Below are 20,185 nucleotides of genomic sequence, written 5' to 3'. Positions count from 1 at the left end.
CAAAAGCAGGCAGCGCCCAGCGATGAGCGCTGCTTTACCGGAGAAATCCAATGTTCAAGGAAATGGCGAGCGAAAAGGCTTACCGGCTGCTCGAATCCGGCCCTATCGTCATGGTGACGACACGCGCTCGCGACGGCACGCCTAACGTGATGACGATGGGCTTTCACATGATGATGCAACATGAGCCGGCCCTGATCGGCGCGGTGCTAGGGCCATGGGATCACAGCTTTAGCGCCCTGCGGGAACTCGGCGAGTGCGTGATCGCGGTCCCGACGATCGATCTCGCGCAGACCGTGGTCGATGTCGGCAATTGCTCCGGCGCACAACTCGACAAGTTCGAGAAGTTCGGTCTCACCACGATGCCTTCCAGGCGTGTGGATGCCCCGTCGATTATGGAGTGCTTCGCGAACCTTGAGTGTACGGTTGTCGATCAGTCGATGGTCAGCCGCTACAACATGTTTGTCCTTGAGGTGAAGCGGATCGTGGTCGACGAGAGCCGCCCGGAGCGCCGCCTGATTCATCATCAGGGTGACGGCAGATTTGTCGCGGATGGCGAGACCCTGGACCTGCGCGAGCGCATGGTGCATTGGCGTTATTTGATGGATTAGGGAAACCACTCGGGAGACAAATCGGACCACACGACCACGACCACGCTCTCAACGGGCTCGTCACGTGGTCGTGCGCCTTGCACCGAAGTTATCTGGCCGTCTTTGCCTTCAACATCCGTAACCCCGAATACATGCCTGGTTTTCCAAGCGCGTTCCAAATGCGTTCGCCGGCAGACCTTGCGTCAGCTCCTGGCCACCTGCTCCGGACTGAGAACGATGACATCGCGCACACTACACTTCGCTGCGCTTGAGCAAGTAATCGAGCCCGCCAATGCGATACCACCGATACCCATAAGGCTCGAGAACGACGCTATGACGGCCGTCGGGGGCCACTTGACTATGATCGTCGGATAGGAGATTGATGAGGATGTCCTCGCCGGGATTCGCACAACCCGACTTGAACTTCACCGTGCACGCCTCAGCGCTGAAGTTATGCAGGCACAAAACCGAATTGTTACGCCAGTCGTAGCGCAGTGCGAGCACATCGTTGCGGGAAGCGCGTAAAACCGCGAAGTCGCCCCAACTGATCTCCGGGACCTCTCGACGCATGCGGATCAGGCGTTCCGTCCAGTTCAGGAACGAATTGGGATCGCGCCGCTGGTCGGCCACATTGACCCGTTCGTAACCGTACGGACCACCTGAAATGACTCGCGCGACAGGCCGCGCGTGCTTGGTAAAACCTCCATGTGGCTCGGTGGACCACTGCATCGGCGTGCGGGCGCATTCACGTTCAGGCAGGCGCAGATCGTCACCCATGCCGATTTCATCGCCGTATCGGAATACAGGGGTCCCCGGCAACGTTAGCATCAAGCTGTAAGCGAGTTCAAGACGACGCCGGTCGCCGGAGAGCATTGGCGCAATCCTTCTGCGGATGCCCCTCTCGTATAGCTGCATATCCGGATCCGGACCGAAGGCAGCGAATACGGTGGCGCGTTGCTCAGGGCTCAGGCGGCCGAGATCAAGTTCATCGTGGTTGCGCAGGAACACCCCCCATTGCGCCGTTGCCGGCCGCGGCCTGGTCGCCAGCAGCGCCTTCTTCAGCGGTGCCGTATCGGCGCTCGCCAACGTGTAGAACGTATTCTGGTTGACCTGGAAATTGAACATCATCTGGAGACGCTCGCCGTCATCGCCGAAATACTCCAGGTCGGTATCAGGCAAGACGTTCGCCTCCGCGAGGATGATCGCGTCCCCCTTGCGCCACTGCAAGAACTCTCGGAACGTGCGCAGCATGTTGTACTGCTCGACCGGTTTCCCGACCTTGGCGCCCTTCGTCGATATCACGAAGGGCACGGCGTCCATCCGGAACCCCGACACGCCAAGTTGAATCCAGAAGCCCATCACCTTGAGTATCTCCGCCTGCACATGCGGGTTGGCCGTATTGAGGTCCGGTTGAAAATCGTAGAAACGATGAAAGTACCAAAGCGCGGCCTGCTTGTCATACGTCCACGTCGACTTCTGAACGCCTGGGAACACGATTCCGTCCTGGGCATTGCGCGGTTTTTTGTCGGACCACACATACCAGTCGCGATATTTCGAGTCAGGATCGCTACGTGCTTCGCGGAACCATGCGTGCTGATCGGACGTGTGGTTGACCACTAGATCGATCATGACTCGCAGGCCGCGTTGATGGCAGGCATGCGCAAACTCGGCGAAATCGCCTAGCGTGCCATAGCGGGGATCGACGTTGTAGTAGTCCGAGATATCGTATCCGGCATCAAGGCCGGGAGACGGCTGGAACGGCATCAGCCAGATCGTGGTAATGCCAAGGCCTTGCAGATAATCAAGGCGACGGATAAGGCCCTGGAAGTCCCCGACGCCGTCGCCGTTTGCGTCCATGAATGTGCCGACCGAGAGGCAATAGACGATTGCATTCTTGTACCAGAGATCGTTTAGCATATAAGTCTGCTCGTTAGGTGCAACCTGTGCAGTCATTCGAGGAACGGAAATGTCAGAATTGGCGTGGTGGCAGCGAGCCGTGATCTACCAGGTCTATCCGCGATCTTTTCAGGACGAAAACGGCGACGGCATCGGCGATCTTGCGGGCATCACGGCGCGTCTGCACTACCTCAGAGCGCTTGGCGCAGACGCCCTATGGATCTCGCCGGTCTACCCGTCGCCGATGGTCGACTTCGGCTACGACGTCGCCGACTATTGCGCCATCGCGCCGATGTTCGGAACGCTCGACGACTTCGACCGGCTCGTGACACATGCGCATGAACTGGGCCTGAAGGTCTTGCTCGATTTTGTTCCCAATCATTCTTCCGATAAACATCCGTGGTTCACGGAGAGCCGCTCATCACGCGATAACCCAAAGCGCGACTGGTATCTGTGGCGCGATCCCGCGCCCGATGGAGGACCACCGAACAACTGGCTGAGCCGCATGGGCGGTTCGGCGTGGGAATGGGACCGCCTCACCGGCCAATATTACTATCACGCGTTTCTGCGTGAACAGCCCGATCTAAACTGGCGCAATGCCGACGTACGCACGGCAATGGACTGCGTCATGCGGTTCTGGCTGGATCGGGGCGTCGATGGCTTTCGCGTCGATGTGCTCTGGTTGCTGATCAAGGACGCCCTCTTCCGCGACAATCCGCCGAATCCGCAGTTCAAGGCCGGTGAGCCCGATCATCATCGGCAGCTGCAAACCTATACGGAAGATCAGCCCGAAGTCCATGACATCGTCCGGTCGATGCGCGCGACGCTCGACGAATACGGCGAGCGCGTACTTATCGGCGAGATTTATTTGCCCGTGCCTCAACTTGTCAGCTACTACGGGCCGAATGGCGACGGCGCAAACATGCCGTTCAACTTTCAACTGATCAGCGCGCCCTGGAATGCAACGGAGATTGCGCGGATCGTGTCCGAATACGACCATGCGCTTCCTTTGCATGCGTGGCCGAACTGGGTGCTCGGCAATCACGACAACCCGCGTGTCGCGTCGCGCATCGGCGTGCGCCAGGCGCGAGTCGCCGCGATGTTGTTGCTCACCCTGCGCGGCACGCCCACGCTCTACTACGGCGATGAAATCGGCATGACCGATGGGACGATCCCGCCCGATCGCGTGCAGGATCCTGCCGAGCTGCGACAACCCGGCATCGGTCAGGGTCGCGACCCGGAACGAACGCCCATGCAATGGGATGGATCGCCGAACGCCGGCTTTTCAAGCGGTGTGCCGTGGTTACCAATAAGCGGTGGCGATGGCATCAATGTCGTTGATCAGGATAGCAAACCATCGTCGATGCTGATGTTTTATCGACGCTTGCTTGCATTGCGCGGAAGCGAACCGGCGTTGGTGGAAGGCGCGATTGAGCGCGTTGTATCCAGCGGGAGCGTATTGACCTATGAACGCCACCTGGGAGACCACCGGTTTTTCATCGCTTTAAACATGGCCGGTGCGGATGCACAGGTGGAAGTACCTCAGGGGACCCTGGTGTTGTCGACCACGGGATGTCACGAGGGCGAGCGGATCGAAGGACCCAGCTTGCTGCTCGCCGGCGACGAAGGCATCGTGATTCGTGCGTCGAAACCGGCTTAGCATGTGCCTGAAGCCAGCATGGGCTCCGCAGTGGCGTGGTACCTCGCAAACAACAGGGATTTCATTGACAGCATCCTCCTTGTTGAGCGCGATCCGACCTATCAGTGGACCTCGACGGCCACCAGCAATAACTGCATGCGCCAGCAGTTCGCGAGTGAAAATCAACGTACATATCGCGCAGTATGCTGCCGAATACGTTAAGAACTTCCACAAAAACCTTGGCGATGACCCGGCTGTTCCCGACCTTCCGATCCAGAATTTTGGCTACCTGTACCTCGCCGATAACGAGCAATTCAAAAGCAGCTCTTCTATGTCGCGCAAGCTCAACTGAAATCGAAAATACCAGCGAACTGCGCAACTGATAACTGCGCCCGGAAAGCGGTGACCGTGATACGGCGATTTAGATTTCTTCATCACTCTATTTTAAGCGGCCGGCCCAACAACCTGACGCCTGTCTCACTGGACTTACCTCCCTGTCAGATATCGCTCGACAAAGCTGAGGATTGCCTTGGACCGGTAATCCTTTGCAAGCTGTGAAAGATGTTCGGCGAAAGGACGGTAGCGCTCGTCGAGTTCGGGCAGCTGCGTGGCGTGCTTCGCGATCGCTTTCATGTCGCCGAGTCGCGCCAGATGATGCAGCGCTTCGATTTCCTCCGGCGGCGGCGCGATCAAGGTCTCAATGGAAGGATCGGCAACGAGTGCTGCCGCGTCACTTGGTCCGGCGACTTCCGCCTGGCGACTCTCGTCGCTCCATTCGATATTCAGGAGGGCTGCGACCTTTGATAACAGCCCATTGAAGTCGATCGGTTTAGGCAGAAAGGCATTCGCACCGGCCGCCAGGCTTTGCGCCGCATCGGCCCCGGAGGCGCCGGCGGAGACTGCGACGACGGGCAGATCCTGGAACTCCGGCATCTGGCGCAGGCGGCGTATGGTCTCGAGCCCATCCATGCCAGGCATCACAATGTCCATCAGGACGAGCGCCGGCCGCAGGGATTTGACTTTCTCGAGAGCTTCCAGGCCGTTGCCGGCCTCCGCCATGTCAAATCCAAGTTGGCTGAGCATATCGAGCGCGACGGCGCGGTTTTCCGCCACGTCATCCACGACAAGGACGGTCTTGCGCGCTCCCTTGTAGCCACCTATCGTCGGCTCCAGTGGGGCAGCAGCCGCATGAGGCGTCACCACCGGCGCGCTCAGCTCGAATGAGAAGGCGCTACCAGCGCCGCGGCGGCTCGTGACATGGATCTCGCCGCCCATCAGACGCGAGAGCTGCTGGCTGATGGCAAGGCCCAGCCCCGTGCCTCCCAACCGGTGGCGAGTGTCGCTCACCTGTTCGAAAGGCCGGAAGATTGCCTGCAGATGCACATCGTCTATGCCGATGCCTGTGTCCTCTACCTCGAAAAGCAGTCGCGCCGGCGGCAGGAAACCGACGCGCAGACGCACGCTCCCTTCTTCGGTAAATGTAATTGCATTGGAGAGCAGATTGAGCAGTACCTGGCGCAGCCGTTTTTCGTCGACGCGCACGCCCGCGGGCAGATCGGGGGCCATCTCGCAGGCGAAGGCAAGCCCCTTTTCCGTAGCCCTCACCCGGATCGTCTCGGCAATGAAATGGATGAACCGGTCGAGTGCAATGTCGGAGAGGTTGAGCTCCATCTTCCCGGCCTCGATTTTAGCCATATCCAGGATGTCGTTGATGAGCGTAAGCAGGTGTTCGCCGCTGCGCTGGATCACCCGGATCCCGTCGATCTGTCGTTGGTCGAGGCTCTTATCGCGGCCAAGGATCTGCGCGTAACCCAGAATCCCGTTCAACGGCGTGCGCAGCTCGTGGCTCATGTGCGCGAGAAAGTCGCTCTTGGCCTGGTTGGCCGCATCGGCGTGTTCCTTTGCGACGGCCAATTCGGCTGTTCGTTCGAGGACCATCTCTTCGAGTCGCTCGCGATAGCGCCGCAGTTCCTCATCGGCACGCTTTTGCTCGGTAATGTCGCGCGAGATGCCGAGCAGGAACTGCGGCTCGCCACGCGCATCCGGGATCGGGATCTTCATCGTATGCACGAAGCGCACGCCGTGGCGCGTATGGACCTGCTCCTCCGGCACGTCGACCATTTCCCGCGCATCCAGCACGGTACGATCTTCCCGCGTGAAGAAATCAGCTTCATGCACGGGAAACAGGTCATGAACGGATCTGCCGATGAGTTCCTCACGTCTGTAGCCGAGCAGTTGTTCTGCGGCCTTGTTAAAGCGCACGAAGTGCAGGGTCGCCGCCTCCTTGACGAAGATCGTATCCGGGATGTTTTCGATAATACTGCTCAGGAAGCACTCGCTTGCCCGCGCGGCATCTTCGGCGCGCTTGCGTTCGACGATCTCCGCCGTCCGGCCGGCAAGCGCCCTGCTGAGTTCGGCCGTCCGCTGCGCGACGCGGGACTCCAGTTCAGCGTTGAGCTGCTTTAGCTCGTCCTCGGCTTTCCCGCGCTGGCGCCGGTCTTCAAGGAACTGCTCGACTGCGCGCGCCATGTCGGCAATCTCGTCGTCCCCCTGCACCGGGAGGCCGGTCTGCGCGCTCTCCACGTCACCGTGCCGCAGCGTGTGGCTCACCCGGCGCAGCCGTGCCACGACATGACGACCGAGAAATACGCGGGTTATCAGCCAGGTAAGCAGCAGGCTCAGCGCGACTTCTGCGCCCACCCATGCGCGCGTGCGGTCCGAGCTTTCTGCCAGATCTTGAACCGCCTGGCGATAGTCGCGCGTCAGGTAGTCCGACTGTTGGCGTGCCGCGACGGCCAAGGCGCCGGCCTGGCTGAGCAAATCATCGTCGAGGCTGGCGAGTGACGCCCCGGGCCGGGGCGTGGACGAGGCCACGGCACGCTCGCGCAGCGCGGTCTCGCGCACCTGAGCCTCGACGTTGACCGTGTTGCGAAAGCGCTGGCTCGATCGATGCAGCGCCAGAGTGTCGCCACCCGGGTCGTCGCGCGCAGTCGCCGAGGCGAGACGCCCCACCAAACGGTCGAAGGACGCCAACTGTTCGAGGATGTGCCGATGCGTCTCGCCTACGGCGTCGACCGTATCGTCACTGGACAACTGCAGCGCCAGACGCTCGATCATCAGGGTGTGCTGCGCCAGATCCTGTGCATCCTCCAGGCGCGCCAGCCGATCGTCGGCCAACAGGCGAAGCGCGTGCGCCGAACGGTCCAATGAGTAAAGGCTGGTGGCACCGACCGCGACTACCAAGGCGGCGAGGCAGGAGACCACGAGCGCGCACTGGGCTGTAAGCGAGTGTGGAAAAGTGAGTTTCAAGGGCGTTCCCAAATGCGGCGATAGATGTCGCGATAGCCGTTGGCGGGATCGTAGAGCAGACGATCGCCGCCGTCCGCGGCGATGTTGTCCGCCGTCACGAGATGCACCGGAAACACGTAACCCGTGACACTTTCCCCTGCTAGGAGTCTGTTCATCTCATCAACCAGCTGCCAGCCGTGCAAATTCAGGGGCTCAGCCACCGTACCCGTCTGGAATGTGCGCGCCCGGATGCGCAGGAAGGCGGACTCGCTCCCGTCGCCGGCCGACAGCATCGCCATGGCGGTGTTCGGCAATCCAGCCTGGGTCAGCACAGGGGCGGCGTAGTCAAAGTAGATGTCGTTGATTGCCAACGCATGCGTCCAGCGTCTGCCGTAACGCGCGAGCAAGCTGCGCGTTATGCCGGGCATCAGTTCCTGGCTGCGCGAGATGGGTACGTCACGCATTTCGAGCAAGGTGCAGCCGCTACACGCACGCACGACGGCGGCCATTGCGTCCGCCTTCTCCTGTGGAAGCCGGTAACCGCTGTCGGTGAAGATGATGACTCTTGCACGTCCGCCGGACTCCGCGATGGCCGCCAGCGCGGTCACGCGCGCGACCTCAAGTGGATCCGTCGAGACGTTCATCGCCACAGGTGTACCAGGCACCGCACCAGCCTTGGCCGCGACGTGCCAGCCGACAATCGGAATGCTTCGCTCGGAAAAGGGTCGCAGCCCAGGCAGCACGGCACGCGCGTCGCCACCAACGATAACCAGACCGTCCGGATGGCTCTCCAGCGCATTCGCCAGCATCTTCAGCCGCAGTTCCGGCGTGCCCGCGGTGTCGAATATCCTGGTGCTCCAGCCGACGACTCTGGCGGCCTCCAGCACACCGTCGACCACACCAAGGACTCCACCGTTGCGCAGATCCTCGGCGACGATGGCGATGCGTTTCGCACGTTGCGCGCGTGGCCCGTCACGTGGTCCGTTCCAAGGTGCAGCCGGTTGCGCCGCAGCGTCGACGACGCGCTTCGCCTGGTCCAGATAGTTCCTCACGGCAACCGGGTCCTCAGGCACGGGGGCAGGCAACAACCCCTGCGCCGCAGCAACCGACGGCATACACGCGCATGCCCACGCCAGAAGCAAGCCCCTCATGCTGTTCCCCACGGATCCCGTTGATTGGGCGCCACTGAAGACGTAGCGAAATGCCCCGCAGGGGACCCTGCAAACACGATACTACTCTCCGCTGGCCGCATGTCCGCGGTCATGCGCCGGCCCAGCGGACGGCGGCCCGGCGGCGAGTGATGAGCCGATTGCGATCCGCCTGCGAGATCGCAGGAACCGTCGGGCCGCGATATTGCACCTGAAGAAGCTGGACGTTGATTCGATACCGTACCATCCAGCGTCTCCAAGTTCGCAATCCTTAAGCACGATCTCGACAGCGTGCCCGAATGATTCCGTCGGGAGCTCGAGTTGGTCCGGGAGACCAACTTTGTGGCGAGCCACCTCGAAAGTCTCCCCTAGTTTACCCGCGTCATTGACCAGCCTGTAACCGGCGTCAAACGACTGAGGGACATAGAAGACTGGAGTGACAAAACCCCCACCGCCCTTTGACAACCGGCATCCCGACAATCGTCTGTTCTCAGCGAGACACGGCGATTGCGATGGTCGCCCGCTTGAGGGTGAGTTCGGCGTAACGGTGTGACCGTCGATAGAGACTATCCATGCAAAAAACAGCAGACGCCTTCCACTACAGACTCTTATCTTTTAGATAAGCGTTGATGATGTGCCCACTTTGCCAGCGGATACCGCGCTGAAAGCCCGAACCTGCGCCCGCGTAATCCCCGGTCGTTGGTCCGGAAAGCCTATGAGAAATCCATCACTGGAAGGCCCGCATCCTGACAGGCGCTTCTGCTAAAAATCGTATCCGCTTATATTTCCGGACCCTCGTTTTTGCAGCATCACACTTCACTCACACCTTGCTCAAAAGGAAGCTGAACGTGAATACATATGATGTGGTTGTGATTGGGGCCGGCGTTATCGGTAGTTCAGTAGCATTTCAGCTTGCGAGGCTAGGTGCGAAAAACGTACTCGTACTCGACCGTGGCACGATCGGGGCCGGAACGACGTCACAATCATCTGGCATTTTGCGAACCCATTACTCGGTAAAGGAAAACGTCGAGTTGGCTCGCAAATCGTGGGCCGTCTTCAACAACTTCGCGTCCTATCTGGAAGACGACGAAGCGTCGTGCGGACTGGTCAAATGTGGCTACATGATTGCCGCAGCTGAGGGCGACAAGCTCGAGCCGCTCCGGGCGTCCCTGAACCAGCAGAAAGATCAAGGCATTCCGCTCGAACTGCTCGACCCACCGCAGGCTCGCGAACCGCTTCCCATCGCACAGTTCGGCGATGCTGTCCTGATCGGCTACGAGCCCGAAGCCGGGTTTGCTGACGCCTACCTTGTGGCTACCAGCCCCGCCCGTGCGGCACGTCGCGGGGGTGTGACCATCCGCGAGAACGCTTCTGTTAACAAGATTCTTATCGAAAACGGCAAGGTCGTCGGCGTTTCCACCAGCATTGGCGACTTTAAAACATCGATGGTCATCAGCACCCAGAACATCTGGACGCCGGAACTGGCTGGCTGGACCGGCAAATCGCTTCCCGTCATGCCCGAGCGCCACGCCGTGCTGGCGCTCGAATGCGAGGCTGCAAAGTACACTTTCTCGATGCCTGTTTTCAAAGACCTCGCGTCGCCGGGCATGCTCTATTACCGCAGCTACGGCGGCAGCCAGATGCTCGTCAGCGAAGGCGTGGCGGGTGAAAAGCTAAACACGACCGAAGTGGAGCAAGGCGACATTCCGATGGACTACGTCATCGAAGTCGGCGCCCAGGTCGCAGAGCGCTTCCCAAAATACGAGACCGCAGGCATTGCTTCGTCGTGGACGGGCGTCTACGACGTGACGCCGGACTGGAACCCCGTTCTCGGCAAGTTGCCCGGAATTGAAGGATTAGTAGTCGGCTACGGCTTCTCCGGTCACGGCTTCAAACTTTCGCCGACAGTCGGACGAGTGCTTGCGCAGGAAGCGCTCGGCCTGCCGACCGATGTGTCGCTCAAGCCGTACTCCATCGATCGCTTTACGACCGGCGAGCTGTTGACCGGCAAATACGGTCTCGGCGCGGTGTCCTGAGGTCAAAACCATGTCTGCAATCGATGTGCACTCCATTGCATCGGTTCCGATAGAACCCTGGCGCAACGCTCAAGCTGGCAGTGCTCGTGACTATCGAACCGTTCGGCATCAGGATAAACGACTGAAATGATGAGGAAAGATTAGATGAAAGTGATCACTGCGGTAAAGCGCGTGGTGGACTACAACGTGAAGGTCCGGGTAAAGGCCGACGAAAGCGGCGTGGACATCGGCAACGTCAAGATGTCCATGAATCCCTTCGATGAAATCGCCGTGGAAGCGGCGACGCGTCTGAAGGAAGCCGGCAAGGCTAGTGAGGTCATCGCCGTCTCTTGCGGCCTGTCGCAATGCCAGGAGACCCTGCGGACAGCACTGGCTATCGGCGCGGACCGCGGGGTGCTGGCCGAGACGGACGCAGAATTGCAACCACTTGCCGTAGCAAAGCTTCTCAAGGCAGTCGTTGAAAAAGAGCAACCTCAACTGGTCATCCTCGGCAAACAGGCAATCGACGACGACGCGGGCCAGACGGGCCAACTCCTCGCCGCTCTCCTCGATTGGCCGCAAGCCACCTTCGCCAGCAACATCGAAATCAATGATGGCACCGCCATTGTGACGCGCGAAGTCGACGGCGGCCTTGAAGTCATTTCGTTGTGTCTGCCGGCGATTGTGACCACGGACCTTCGCCTGAACGAGCCGCGCTACGTGACCTTACCGAACATCATGAAGGCAAAGAAGAAGCCGATTGAGGTGGTCAAACCCTCCGACTTTGGTATTGACCCGTCTCCGCGTCTCAAAACGGTGAAGGTCGTTGAACCTCCAGTACGCAAGGCAGGCGTGATGGTCCCGGACGTTGCAACTCTCGTCGCGAAACTGAAAACCGAAGCAAAGGTGATTTAAATGACGACGCTTGTTATTGCCGAACACGATAACGCTCAAATCAAGAGCTCGACGCTTCATACCATTGCCGCCGCAAAGCAGCTCTCGAATGGCGTCCACGTCCTCGTCGCTGGCAGCGGCGCACAATCCGCAGCAGAAGCGGCGAGCAAGGTCGCCGGTGTGGACAAGGTCATCCTCGCCGATGCGCCCCAGTTCGCGGACGGCTTGGCGGAGAATGTAGCTGCACAGGTGCTGGCCCTCGCAAGTAGCTACTCGCATATCTTCTTCCCCGCCACCGCTGCCGGCAGGAACACTGCGCCGCGTGTGGCAGCGAAGCTCGATGCGTCGCAGATTTCCGACGTCATCGCTATCGAGTCCGACGACACGTTTCAGCGTCCCGTCTATGCTGGGAACGCTATCGCAACCGTGCAATCGGCCGACCCGGTGATAGTCGCGACCGTTCGTACGACGGCGTTCGATGCAGCCCAAGCCGAGGGTGGGAATGCGGCTATCGAAACGGCACCGCCTGTCGCTGATTCCGGCCTGTCAACTTTCATCCGCCGCGAAGTCGCAACGAGTGACCGGCCTGAACTCACTGCGGCGCGCGTCGTTGTATCAGGTGGTCGCGGTCTGGGCAGCAAGGAGAACTTCGCCCTTCTCGACCCCTTGGCGGAGAAGCTCGGTGCCGCCGTCGGCGCCTCTCGGGCAGCAGTCGATTCGGGCTACGCACCGAACGACTGGCAAGTCGGCCAGACCGGGAAAATCGTTGCGCCGGAACTCTACGTCGCTGTCGGCATTTCGGGCGCCATCCAGCATCTGGCCGGTATGAAAGACTCAAAGGTCATCGTCGCAATCAATAAAGATGCTGACGCTCCTATCTTTGGGGTTGCCGACTACGGTCTCGTCGGCGACCTGTTCGAGGCCCTACCCGCGTTGACACAGTCGTTATAAGCGCTCACCGGTATAAACCTCCCTGGCACGCGAATCACGCGTACCAGCGAGGTAACTCGCATCAAGCGACGCGATGTTGGGACAGCCAAGAAGCCGCAAGCATATTTCCAGTTCATTCCTCAGCATGGAAAGAACGTCACTTACCCCGCTCATGCCGGACGCGGCGAGGCCGTAAAGCGGGGCACGCCCCAGCAGCACGCCGTGGCCGCCAAGCGCCACCGCTTTGGCAATGTCACTTCCGCGACGGATTCCACCATCAATCAGGACAATGAACCCGCTCGGGGTGGAGGACACCGTGTCCGCGAGTATTTCGAGCGAGCTGAGCGCTCCATCGAGTTGGCGGCCACCATGGTTCGAGAGCACCACGCCATCGACACAATGTCGCGAAGCCATTGCCGCGTCGGCGACAGTTTGTATGCCTTTGACGAGTAGCTTCCCTGGCCAGTGACGGCGCACCCAGGCAAGGTCGCTCCAGTTAAGCGACATATCCATTTGACGGCTCAGAGCTGCAGCCTGTGCTTCAATCCCGGGACCCAGTCGAGCACTGCGGGCAAGGTTGACCAGTTCGGGAACCCCATGCACGCCGACCGTTGCAGTCCAGCGTGGATGAGTAGCAATGTCCCACAACAGCTTTGAGGTCCACCGAAGCGGTAGCGTGAGACCGGTCCTCGCGTAGTGGTCGCGCTGGCCGGTAACCGGTGTGTCGACCGTCAGCAGAAGCGTCGAGAAACCGGAGGCTTTGGCACGCGCCATCATGTCTTCGGCGATTCGTCGGTCTTGCTGTACGTAGAGTTGCAGCCAAAGATCTCCATCTGACGCCTTCCGGACGTCTTCAAGGAGACTCGTGGATGCGGTCGACAGCACGAATGGCAGGCCGGCTGCACAGGCGGACCGAGCCAATGTCTCCTCAGCCTCGTGGCGGTAAAGTCCATTTAGACCTGTGGGGCCGACGACCGCTGGCCAGGCCGCCATGGTGTCAGCGAGCGTCACCTTCGTGTTGACAGAGGTGACGTCAACCAACACCCGCGGCGCAAGCATGACACGCTCAAAAGCGAGCCGGTTGCGCCGCATGGTTATCTCATCTTCCGCCCCACCCTCAAGGTAACTGAATGCAAAACCCGGGAGGAACCGCTTCGCAGCAGAACGATAGTCCGCGATGTTGGAGAACGCCATTCAGCCGGTCCGCAATGCGGCAGCTACTTCAGGCAGCACACGACCTGGATTCATCGTGTCCCTTGGGTCGAGGAGTTGCTTGAATTCTTGCATCAGGGCAATTTCGGCCGCATCTTTGTATACGCCCATCTCCGAAACGTGCAGCGAGCCAATTCCATGTTCGGCGCTGAAAGTACCCCCCATTTCGGCCGCGATGTCATAGAGAAGATGGCTAAGTTTCAGTTGCACGGCAGCCTTGTCCTCGACGCTCGCCCAGTATTCGTGCTTGAACATCGCGATGTAGTGAAGGTTCCCGTCTCCCATGTGCCCGACAACGACAGGCACAGCCGCCGGGTAGTGTTCCGCGAGCGCAAGACCCGCAAGCTCGACGAAATCCGGAATCCGGTATGTGGGCACAGCGATGTCATGAGTGAGCCCCATACCTTCGCGGCCGTTCGCCTCGGTGACGCTATGCCGGATACGCCAGATGTCTTCGCGCTGCTGCTCGCTTGAGGCAATGACAGCGTCCTGGACCACGCCATCGCTGAATGAGTCGCTCAGTGCATCCGTCAACTTGTCAGCGAGAGATTCACTTGTTCCAGTCGCTGCGGCGAGTTCAACGAGGACAGTCCAACTTGGAGTCTTCTGAAAGGGGTTTCTCGTATTGGCAGCATGTCGCAGCGAAATGTCGAACTCGCTTTGCGAAATCAGTTCGAGGCCGACAAGTTCACCCGGGAATGCGGCTTGTAGCTTGAGGCCTGCATCGACCGCAGCAGAAACGGTTGCCACTCCCAGCATGGCCGTGGCAACCGCGTGTGGGCGTGGAAATAGCTTCAGAGTCGCCGCCGTAACAACCCCAAGCGTCCCCTCCGAGCCGATAAACAGGTTCTTCAGGTCATAACCGCTATTGTTCTTTCTCAACGAGCGCAAACCGTTCCAGATTCGACCATCGGCAAGGACCACCTCAATACCCAGAATCAGGTCACGGGTATTTCCGAAACGGAGCACATTTGTGCCGCCCGCGTTCGTCGCAATGTTTCCTCCGATCTGGCAGGAACCCTCTGCACCGAGCGTCAGCGGGAACAGGCGGTCCGCTTCCAGCGCCGCGGCCTGTATGTCCGCAAGCACGCACCCCGCCTCGACGGTCATCGAATTGTTCCGAGGGTTCAACTCGACGATGCGATTCATCTTGCGCATGTTCAGGAGCACGCTCTGGCCGCTGTTGTCCGGCACTGAGCCACCGCACACACTGGTGTTGCCGCCCTGCGGAAACACCTTGACGGCGTTGTCGTTACACCATGCGAGCACCTTCGACACTTGCTCTGTCGTTCGGGGAAACACGACACAGGCAGCCTTTCCAGAATGACGCTTGCGCCAGTCAATCAGATGCGGCTCCATGTCGGACGGTGTGTCCATCACGTTGGCGTTCCCCACCAACGTCCTCATTGCAGCAACCAGGCTACTTGAATTCATATCGGGTTATTTTTTCAGAACCGCGCTATCGCGCGCCGACCAGCGAACGGTAAGCGGGTGCCCCATTGGCGAGCGCTCGGCAGCTCGCGCGGAAATTGTCTTTACCAGGAGCGTCGAGCCCGTGGAGGTAGTCAACTCGAACCTCGTCATGCCGCCGACAAACGAAATCTGGGAAATGACACCCGTGCACTCATTCACGCCATCAGCGTCTGACGCTACCGATTCTTCGCCCTCGAATACCGAAATCTTTTCCGGGCGCACGAGTACCTTCACCTTTGACCCAAGGGCATGCCCCTCGGTGGTCCGGACTTTAAGCGCCCAGTCGGCATTTACCAGGACCGTGTCATTTGATTGAACCACGCCTTCGAGCAGATTGGATTCGCCGACGAAGTCCGCAACAAACTCACTGGTCGGTTCGAAGTAAAGCTCATCGGGCGTACCGAGTTGCACAATGCTGCCGCCGTTCATCAGACATACGCGGTCGGATAGATTCAGTGCTTCTTCCTGATCGTGCGTAACGTACACGAGCGTCGTGCCCAAGTCGCGGTGCAAGCGCTTGATTTCACCTTGAAGCTGGTCACGGAGCTTCTTGTCCAGTGCGCCCAGCGGCTCATCCATCAGGATGACTGACGGGGAGTAGACAATGCAACGAGCAATGCCAACCCGCTGTTGCTGACCACCTGACATCTCCCGTGGCTTCCGGTTCTCGTAGCCTGTCAGGCCGACCCGTTCCAGCGCGCTACGAACACGTTGTTGAATCTCCGACTTGCCGACGCCCCGGATGCGCAGCGGAAACGCAACGTTGTCAAATACGTTCAGATGCGGCAGCAAGGCATAGTTCTGAAAGACCATGCCCAGTCCGCGTTCACGCGGCGGGACCGTCGACACGTCCTTCCCGTCCAGGACGATGCTTCCTGTGGAAGGCGCCACGGCCCCGGCGATGATGTTAAGAATGGTACTTTTGCCCGAGCCGCTCGGGCCCAGTAAGCTAAGGAACTCGCCTTTGCGCACCGTGAGATCAATGGTATGCAACGCTACCGAATTCCCGTAGCTCTTGCTGATACCGCGGAAGACAATCATGTTCCCGGCGGCGTCCATCGAGGTCGGCATGGTGTTCGAATTTCCGTTGACTGATGGATTCGTCTGGGCCGAAGATCGCCCATTTTTCTCGAGCAGTACGTGTGACATGCTTTTCTCCGACCTCAATGTGACGACTCGGATGCTGCGGGCTGCAGGAACACGGAAACACAACAAAACACGAGCGAGAGCACCGTAAGAAGGGCTGACACCGCCGCGATTACCGGTGAAATATCCCACTGAATGCTGCTGTACATCTTGACCGGCAGAGTCGTCGTCGTCGGACTTGTGAGAAACCACGCGATGACGACTTCATCAAATGACACGAGGAACGCGAACAATGCACCGGCGAAAATCGATGGTGTCAATTGCGGCAACACAACCTTGGAAAAAACCGCCCTGCGATTCGCACCCATGATGGTCGTCGCGAACTCAAGAGCGGGGTCCAGCTTTTTTACGCCGGCCATCACGGTCATCATCATGAACGGTGTCACGTACGCAACATGACTGACGACTAGACCCGCCGTTGTCCCGACCAGATGGAGTCTCGATAAATAAAGGTACAACCCGAGCGAGATCACGATGACGGGCACAAGGATTGGGCTCATGAGAAGCAGCATCACCAACCTCTTTCCGGGGAAGTCGAACCGCACGAGGCCGTACGAAGCCGGGACGCCAATCAGTACAGAGACGATCATCGTCAACCCGGCGACCTTGAGGCTCTGCAGAATTGGACCCATCCACGAAGACGAGCTAAATAACTGTCCATACAGCTCAAGCGACCAGACGCGCGGCGGAAAGGTCAGTTCGCCGCTCCCTCCAAACGAAATCGGAATGACAATCAGGGTCGGCACAAGGATGAACGCATAAACCGCAAACGCTATGACGTTACGAAGTCGTACATACCGCCGTTCCTGGTTATCGACAACCTTTCCCGTGGCCGCGGCGGTCGGAAGAGCCAAATCAACAGATGTTGTCATGCCATCACCCTTTTCTTCGCGTCGCGGCGCTGAAACTGGTCAACGCCCATCGCTGCCAACGTGACGATTGCGAGGAGAATCACCCCTATAGCGGACGCCATGTTCCAGTCCATCGTCTCCCGCGTATAGAAGTCAACGAGGTTCGACATCATCGCGTCCTTACGCCCTCCCAGGAGCGCCGGTATGACGAAGAATCCCATCGACATCACGGTCGTGCTCAATGTTGCCGCCGCCACTCCCGGAAGACTCAACGGCAACGTAATGCGAAAGAAGATACGCGGCGGCTTCGCGCCCATGATTTCAGACGCCCGATACAACGACTTGTCAATCGATAGAAGACTCGCGAGGACCGGAAACACAATGAACGGGATCAGGTAGTTCGTCATCCCTACCATCACGCCGAACCGGTTGAATAGCATGGGCAGTTGCACCCGGGAGTGAAACGCCGCCGATAGCAACTGGTTCACAAGTCCGTCCCGGCCCAGCAGGATGGTGAAGGCATAGCTCTTGACCAGAATGCTTGTCCAGAAGGGTACAAGTACCAGCACCATGTAGATGGCGCGCTTGCGCGGTGTTTGCTTCGCCAGATGCATCGCAATGGGGTAACCCAGCAGCAGACTGGCCACCGACGCGGTAATGCTGATTTCGAACGTTGACCAGAGGGTGCGAAGAAACAACTCGCTGCCCAGGAGCCGTTGGTACGCCGACAACGAGGGGCCGCCCGCAATCCAGAAGCTCGTGTAGACGACATAGGCGAGCGGGACGAACAATACGAAAAACAGGAATACCGTCGCGGGCCCGACGTACAGCAGTCCGTCAACACGTGATTTCATCACCCCTCCTTAATCCAAACCCGTCTGCATACAGACGGGAATCGGGAACAGTGCTCGATCAGCTAAGCACCCACTCCTTGAATCGCAAGGTCAATTCATCGTAGTGGTCAGCCCACCATACGTCGTTGCTGACGACGTTCATCTTGTTCGAGGGGTCCGACAGCCACTTTCGCACCTCCGGCTTCATCATTGGCAACGCGCTCCGGCTCGCAGGCGTATTGCCAAGCGCATTCATCAGGGCGGCCTGGCGGTCCGGACGCAGTGCGAATTGCAAGAACTTCATGGCGTTCGCCTTGTTCGGCGAGTTCTTCAAAACCACCAGATACTCAAGACCAATCAGATTCTGCTTGAACGAGAAGTTGATCGGTTTGTTGGCTTCCTGAGCCGCCTTGACGCGCGTCGAGTAGGTGTAGCTGAAGTCAACCTGACCAGTCTCGACAAGCGTGACGGTTTGCGGCGTCTGGTCTACCCAGTTGCCAATATATGGCTTGATACGATTCAGCGATTTAAATGCCCGTTCGACGTCAAGAGGGTACAGCTTTTCCGGAGGAACCCCGTCAGCGAGCAATGCAATTTCCATCGTCTCGCTTGCACGGTTGCGCAGGGTTCGCTGTCCTGGAAACTTCTTGAAGTCGAAGTACTCAGCAAAGGTCTGTGGATGCTTGCCGTCCGGAAATTTGCTGTTGTCCCAACAGATTCCACCTGTGAATCCATAGAGGGGCACGGCGTCCTTCGTCATCGGCGCGATGAGGTCACGGCCATTGAACAATGCCGGATCAAGCGGCTCCCAGTAACCGTTTTTCGAGCCCGTCATCGCCATCGGACCTACTGCGTCGAAAACGTCCCATTGAACGTTGTTCGTCATCACCTGAGCCTTCACCTTCGCGAGGTCCGGCGTATCCACCAGCGTCACGTGCACGCCGAACTCTTTCTCGAACGGTGTGGCAAGTGCCTCCTGGACACCCGCATGGTAGTTTCCACCCCAACTCACAACCGTCAGGTTGCTGGCCGCCGCGGCCTTGCGTGAGGTGATAACCATGGGTGCGGCGATGGCGGTCGATAACAGTGTCGTTCCTGCAACCTGCAGGAAGCGGCGGCGGGGCAGAATGATTTTGGAATCAGCTGACATGGCTTTGGCCTTTATGTGATGAGCGGTTTACTCGATTTCACGCGCCAGGATCGGCGGAATGACCGTCGCCAGTCGCTCCCGTAGCGCATTCGAGGCCGGTAGCATCGGCGTCAGGACATCGCCGAAATCTAATCCCTGCAGTGCAAGCGCCGCCTTGATCGGGGCCGGATTTGGCTCGGCAAAAATCGCATCGATGAGGGGGCGCAAAGTTGCATGCAGCGCAACCGCTTCCTGAAGGTGCCCGTTCGATGCAAGCGACAACACTTTAGCCCACTGCTTAGGTATCAGGTTGGAGCTCGAAATAATCCCTCCGACGGCTCCCATAGCTACATGCAACGGCAGAACGTCTTCCTCACCGCTCAAGATCGCAATTTTGGTGGCCGTCAGTTCTGCTGCCCGCATCTGCTGCGCAAGGTCCGGATTGCATGCCTTGATACCGACGACACGGGTCAACTCCGCGAGTCGCGCGACAGTCTCGTAGTGAAGCGAAACACCTGTGCGATACGGGATCTCATACAGGATGATTTCCGCATCGACTTCATCGGAAAATTTCTTGTAGTATTCGACAATCCCGTCTTGGGTGGGACGAAAATAATACGGCGTTACTACCATCAATGCCTTGGCGCCGGCGGCTACAAAGGCCTTGGCGTTATCGACGGCGTCGCCGATACCAGGCGAAAGAATGCCCGGTACCACATGAAGCTTGCCCGCGCCGGCCTCAATCGAAGTCTCTACGACCCGCAGGCGCTCGCTTGCCGAGAGCGAGGTATATTCACCCGTTCCACCCAGCGGTACAACTCCGTCAGCCCCAGCGGACGTCAAGTGCTGGATGTGTTGCCGCAGAGGTGCTGGCTGAAATCGACCCTCCCTGTCGAGCGAGGTGGGAACGGCGGTCAGGATGCCCGCGTATTTATGTTTCGTGCTCATCTGTTCGCCCTTCTTCGGATGAAAATTCGCTTTGGTCGTCGCCCGGTCGCCGAACGTCGCATGAATGACACGATAGAAAGACAAAAACAAGAATGTTGCACCATCAGTGCCAGTTACCATCTTCATAAGACGCGGTTATCTAATCGACATCCCTGCACCCTAGAGTGACTCTCGCACTGGGATAAACCCTCAGCCT

The 20,185-nt window shown here is 59.1% G+C and carries 16 protein-coding genes and 1 pseudogene; 6 read left to right on the top strand and 11 right to left on the bottom strand.

The features are described from left to right. Positions 1-50: 50 nt before the first annotated feature. Entirely contained in the window at positions 51-608 is a 558-nt protein-coding gene (locus tag ABH944_RS39490) for a flavin reductase family protein (protein WP_404613699.1), read from the top strand. A gap of 231 nt (positions 609-839) precedes the next feature. On the opposite strand, the gene ABH944_RS39485 is transcribed toward ABH944_RS39490, so the two are convergent. Further along, positions 840-2,504, bottom strand: coding sequence for an alpha-amylase family protein (locus ABH944_RS39485; protein WP_404613701.1), 1,665 nt, complete (start codon positions 2,502-2,504; stop codon positions 840-842). Positions 2,505-2,553: 49 nt separating this feature from the next. On the opposite strand from ABH944_RS39485, the gene ABH944_RS39480 reads away from it, so the two are divergent. Beyond that, entirely contained in the window at positions 2,554-4,143 is a 1,590-nt protein-coding gene (locus ABH944_RS39480) for an alpha-amylase family glycosyl hydrolase (RefSeq protein ID WP_404613703.1), read from the top strand. A 154-nt stretch (positions 4,144-4,297) separates the two neighbouring features. Continuing rightward, entirely contained in the window at positions 4,298-4,474 is a 177-nt protein-coding gene (locus ABH944_RS39475) for a hypothetical protein (RefSeq protein ID WP_404613781.1), read from the top strand. On the opposite strand, the pseudogene ABH944_RS39470 reads toward ABH944_RS39475, so the two are convergent. From ABH944_RS39470 to ABH944_RS39460, 3 genes and pseudogenes are all read right to left on the bottom strand, one after another. Continuing rightward, positions 4,414-4,557, bottom strand: a pseudogene (locus ABH944_RS39470) (IS6 family transposase); the annotation flags it as partial. The gene ABH944_RS39475 and the pseudogene ABH944_RS39470 sit on opposite strands and share 61 nt — an antisense overlap. Before the next feature lie 51 nt (positions 4,558-4,608). Beyond that, positions 4,609-7,431, bottom strand: coding sequence for an ATP-binding protein (locus ABH944_RS39465; protein ID WP_404613705.1), 2,823 nt, complete (start codon positions 7,429-7,431; stop codon positions 4,609-4,611). Next, positions 7,428-8,561: a substrate-binding domain-containing protein gene (locus tag ABH944_RS39460; RefSeq protein ID WP_404613707.1), complete on the bottom strand. Its 1,134-nt coding sequence runs from the start codon at positions 8,559-8,561 to the stop codon at positions 7,428-7,430. Before ABH944_RS39460 ends, ABH944_RS39465 begins: the two co-directional genes overlap by 4 nt. An 845-nt stretch (positions 8,562-9,406) precedes the next feature. Between ABH944_RS39460 and ABH944_RS39455 the strand changes: the two genes are divergently transcribed. The 3 genes from ABH944_RS39455 to ABH944_RS39445 all read left to right on the top strand — a co-directional run bounded on the left by ABH944_RS39455 (position 9,407) and on the right by ABH944_RS39445 (position 12,418). Further along, a complete protein-coding gene (locus ABH944_RS39455; protein WP_404613709.1) occupies positions 9,407-10,594 on the top strand; it encodes an NAD(P)/FAD-dependent oxidoreductase in 1,188 nt (395 codons plus the stop codon). A 144-nt stretch (positions 10,595-10,738) separates the two neighbouring features. Next, positions 10,739-11,488: an electron transfer flavoprotein subunit beta/FixA family protein gene (locus ABH944_RS39450; protein WP_404613711.1), complete on the top strand. Its 750-nt coding sequence runs from the start codon at positions 10,739-10,741 to the stop codon at positions 11,486-11,488. Then, entirely contained in the window at positions 11,489-12,418 is a 930-nt protein-coding gene (locus ABH944_RS39445; protein WP_404613713.1) for an electron transfer flavoprotein subunit alpha/FixB family protein, read from the top strand. Here the strand turns inward: ABH944_RS39445 and ABH944_RS39440 are convergent. Genes ABH944_RS39440 through dapA form a run of 7 tightly spaced genes read right to left on the bottom strand, consistent with a single transcriptional unit; the run spans position 12,413 to position 20,115 of the window. Next, positions 12,413-13,591 carry an alpha-hydroxy acid oxidase gene (locus tag ABH944_RS39440; RefSeq protein WP_404613715.1) on the bottom strand — a complete coding sequence of 393 codons (1,179 nt, stop codon included), beginning with the start codon at positions 13,589-13,591 and terminating at the stop codon, positions 12,413-12,415. The genes ABH944_RS39445 and ABH944_RS39440 overlap by 6 nt on opposite strands. Next, on the bottom strand, positions 13,592-15,016 hold the full coding sequence (locus ABH944_RS39435) for an FAD-binding oxidoreductase (protein WP_404613717.1): 1,425 nt from the start codon (positions 15,014-15,016) through the stop codon (positions 13,592-13,594). 33 nt (positions 15,017-15,049) lie between these two features. Continuing rightward, positions 15,050-16,231: an ABC transporter ATP-binding protein gene (locus tag ABH944_RS39430; RefSeq protein ID WP_404613719.1), complete on the bottom strand. Its 1,182-nt coding sequence runs from the start codon at positions 16,229-16,231 to the stop codon at positions 15,050-15,052. Between the two features lie 14 nt (positions 16,232-16,245). Further along, the gene (locus ABH944_RS39425) at positions 16,246-17,100 is read right to left on the bottom strand and encodes an ABC transporter permease (protein WP_404613721.1); all 855 of its coding nucleotides are present in this window, start codon (positions 17,098-17,100) and stop codon (positions 16,246-16,248) included. Next, complete coding sequence (locus ABH944_RS39420) at positions 17,097-17,933, bottom strand: ABC transporter permease (protein WP_404613722.1); 837 nt, start codon at positions 17,931-17,933, stop codon at positions 17,097-17,099. Before ABH944_RS39420 ends, ABH944_RS39425 begins: the two co-directional genes overlap by 4 nt. 58 nt (positions 17,934-17,991) lie before the next feature. Further along, a complete protein-coding gene (locus ABH944_RS39415; RefSeq protein WP_404613723.1) occupies positions 17,992-19,062 on the bottom strand; it encodes an ABC transporter substrate-binding protein in 1,071 nt (356 codons plus the stop codon). Between the two features lie 27 nt (positions 19,063-19,089). Beyond that, complete coding sequence (gene dapA / locus ABH944_RS39410; RefSeq protein WP_404613725.1) at positions 19,090-20,115, bottom strand: 4-hydroxy-tetrahydrodipicolinate synthase; 1,026 nt, start codon at positions 20,113-20,115, stop codon at positions 19,090-19,092. Between the last annotated feature and the right edge of the window lie 70 nt (positions 20,116-20,185).

Origin of the sequence: Caballeronia udeis, assembly GCF_044909315.1 — a bacterium.
Lineage (GTDB): Bacteria > Pseudomonadota > Gammaproteobacteria > Burkholderiales > Burkholderiaceae > Caballeronia > Caballeronia udeis_A.
The sequence above is the reverse complement of the archived record's forward strand: the minus strand, read 5'-3'. Positions and strand labels throughout refer to the sequence as shown.

What these genes read in the sequence shown, in the direction of transcription:
- ABH944_RS39490 (WP_404613699.1), top strand. Translation starts at nt 51, where the DNA reads ATGTTCAAGGAAATGGCGAGCGAAAAGGCTTACCGGCTGCTCGAATCC.
- ABH944_RS39485 (WP_404613701.1), bottom strand. Translation starts at nt 2,504, where the DNA reads ATGCTAAACGATCTCTGGTACAAGAATGCAATCGTCTATTGCCTCTCG.
- ABH944_RS39480 (WP_404613703.1), top strand. Translation starts at nt 2,554, where the DNA reads ATGTCAGAATTGGCGTGGTGGCAGCGAGCCGTGATCTACCAGGTCTAT.
- ABH944_RS39460 (WP_404613707.1), bottom strand. Translation starts at nt 8,561, where the DNA reads ATGAGGGGCTTGCTTCTGGCGTGGGCATGCGCGTGTATGCCGTCGGTT.
- ABH944_RS39450 (WP_404613711.1), top strand. Translation starts at nt 10,739, where the DNA reads ATGAAAGTGATCACTGCGGTAAAGCGCGTGGTGGACTACAACGTGAAG.
- ABH944_RS39445 (WP_404613713.1), top strand. Translation starts at nt 11,489, where the DNA reads ATGACGACGCTTGTTATTGCCGAACACGATAACGCTCAAATCAAGAGC.
- ABH944_RS39440 (WP_404613715.1), bottom strand. Translation starts at nt 13,591, where the DNA reads ATGGCGTTCTCCAACATCGCGGACTATCGTTCTGCTGCGAAGCGGTTC.
- ABH944_RS39435 (WP_404613717.1), bottom strand. Translation starts at nt 15,016, where the DNA reads ATGAGGACGTTGGTGGGGAACGCCAACGTGATGGACACACCGTCCGAC.
- ABH944_RS39430 (WP_404613719.1), bottom strand. Translation starts at nt 16,231, where the DNA reads ATGTCACACGTACTGCTCGAGAAAAATGGGCGATCTTCGGCCCAGACG.
- ABH944_RS39425 (WP_404613721.1), bottom strand. Translation starts at nt 17,100, where the DNA reads ATGACAACATCTGTTGATTTGGCTCTTCCGACCGCCGCGGCCACGGGA.
- ABH944_RS39420 (WP_404613722.1), bottom strand. Translation starts at nt 17,933, where the DNA reads ATGAAATCACGTGTTGACGGACTGCTGTACGTCGGGCCCGCGACGGTA.
- ABH944_RS39415 (WP_404613723.1), bottom strand. Translation starts at nt 19,062, where the DNA reads ATGTCAGCTGATTCCAAAATCATTCTGCCCCGCCGCCGCTTCCTGCAG.
- dapA (WP_404613725.1), bottom strand. Translation starts at nt 20,115, where the DNA reads ATGAAGATGGTAACTGGCACTGATGGTGCAACATTCTTGTTTTTGTCT.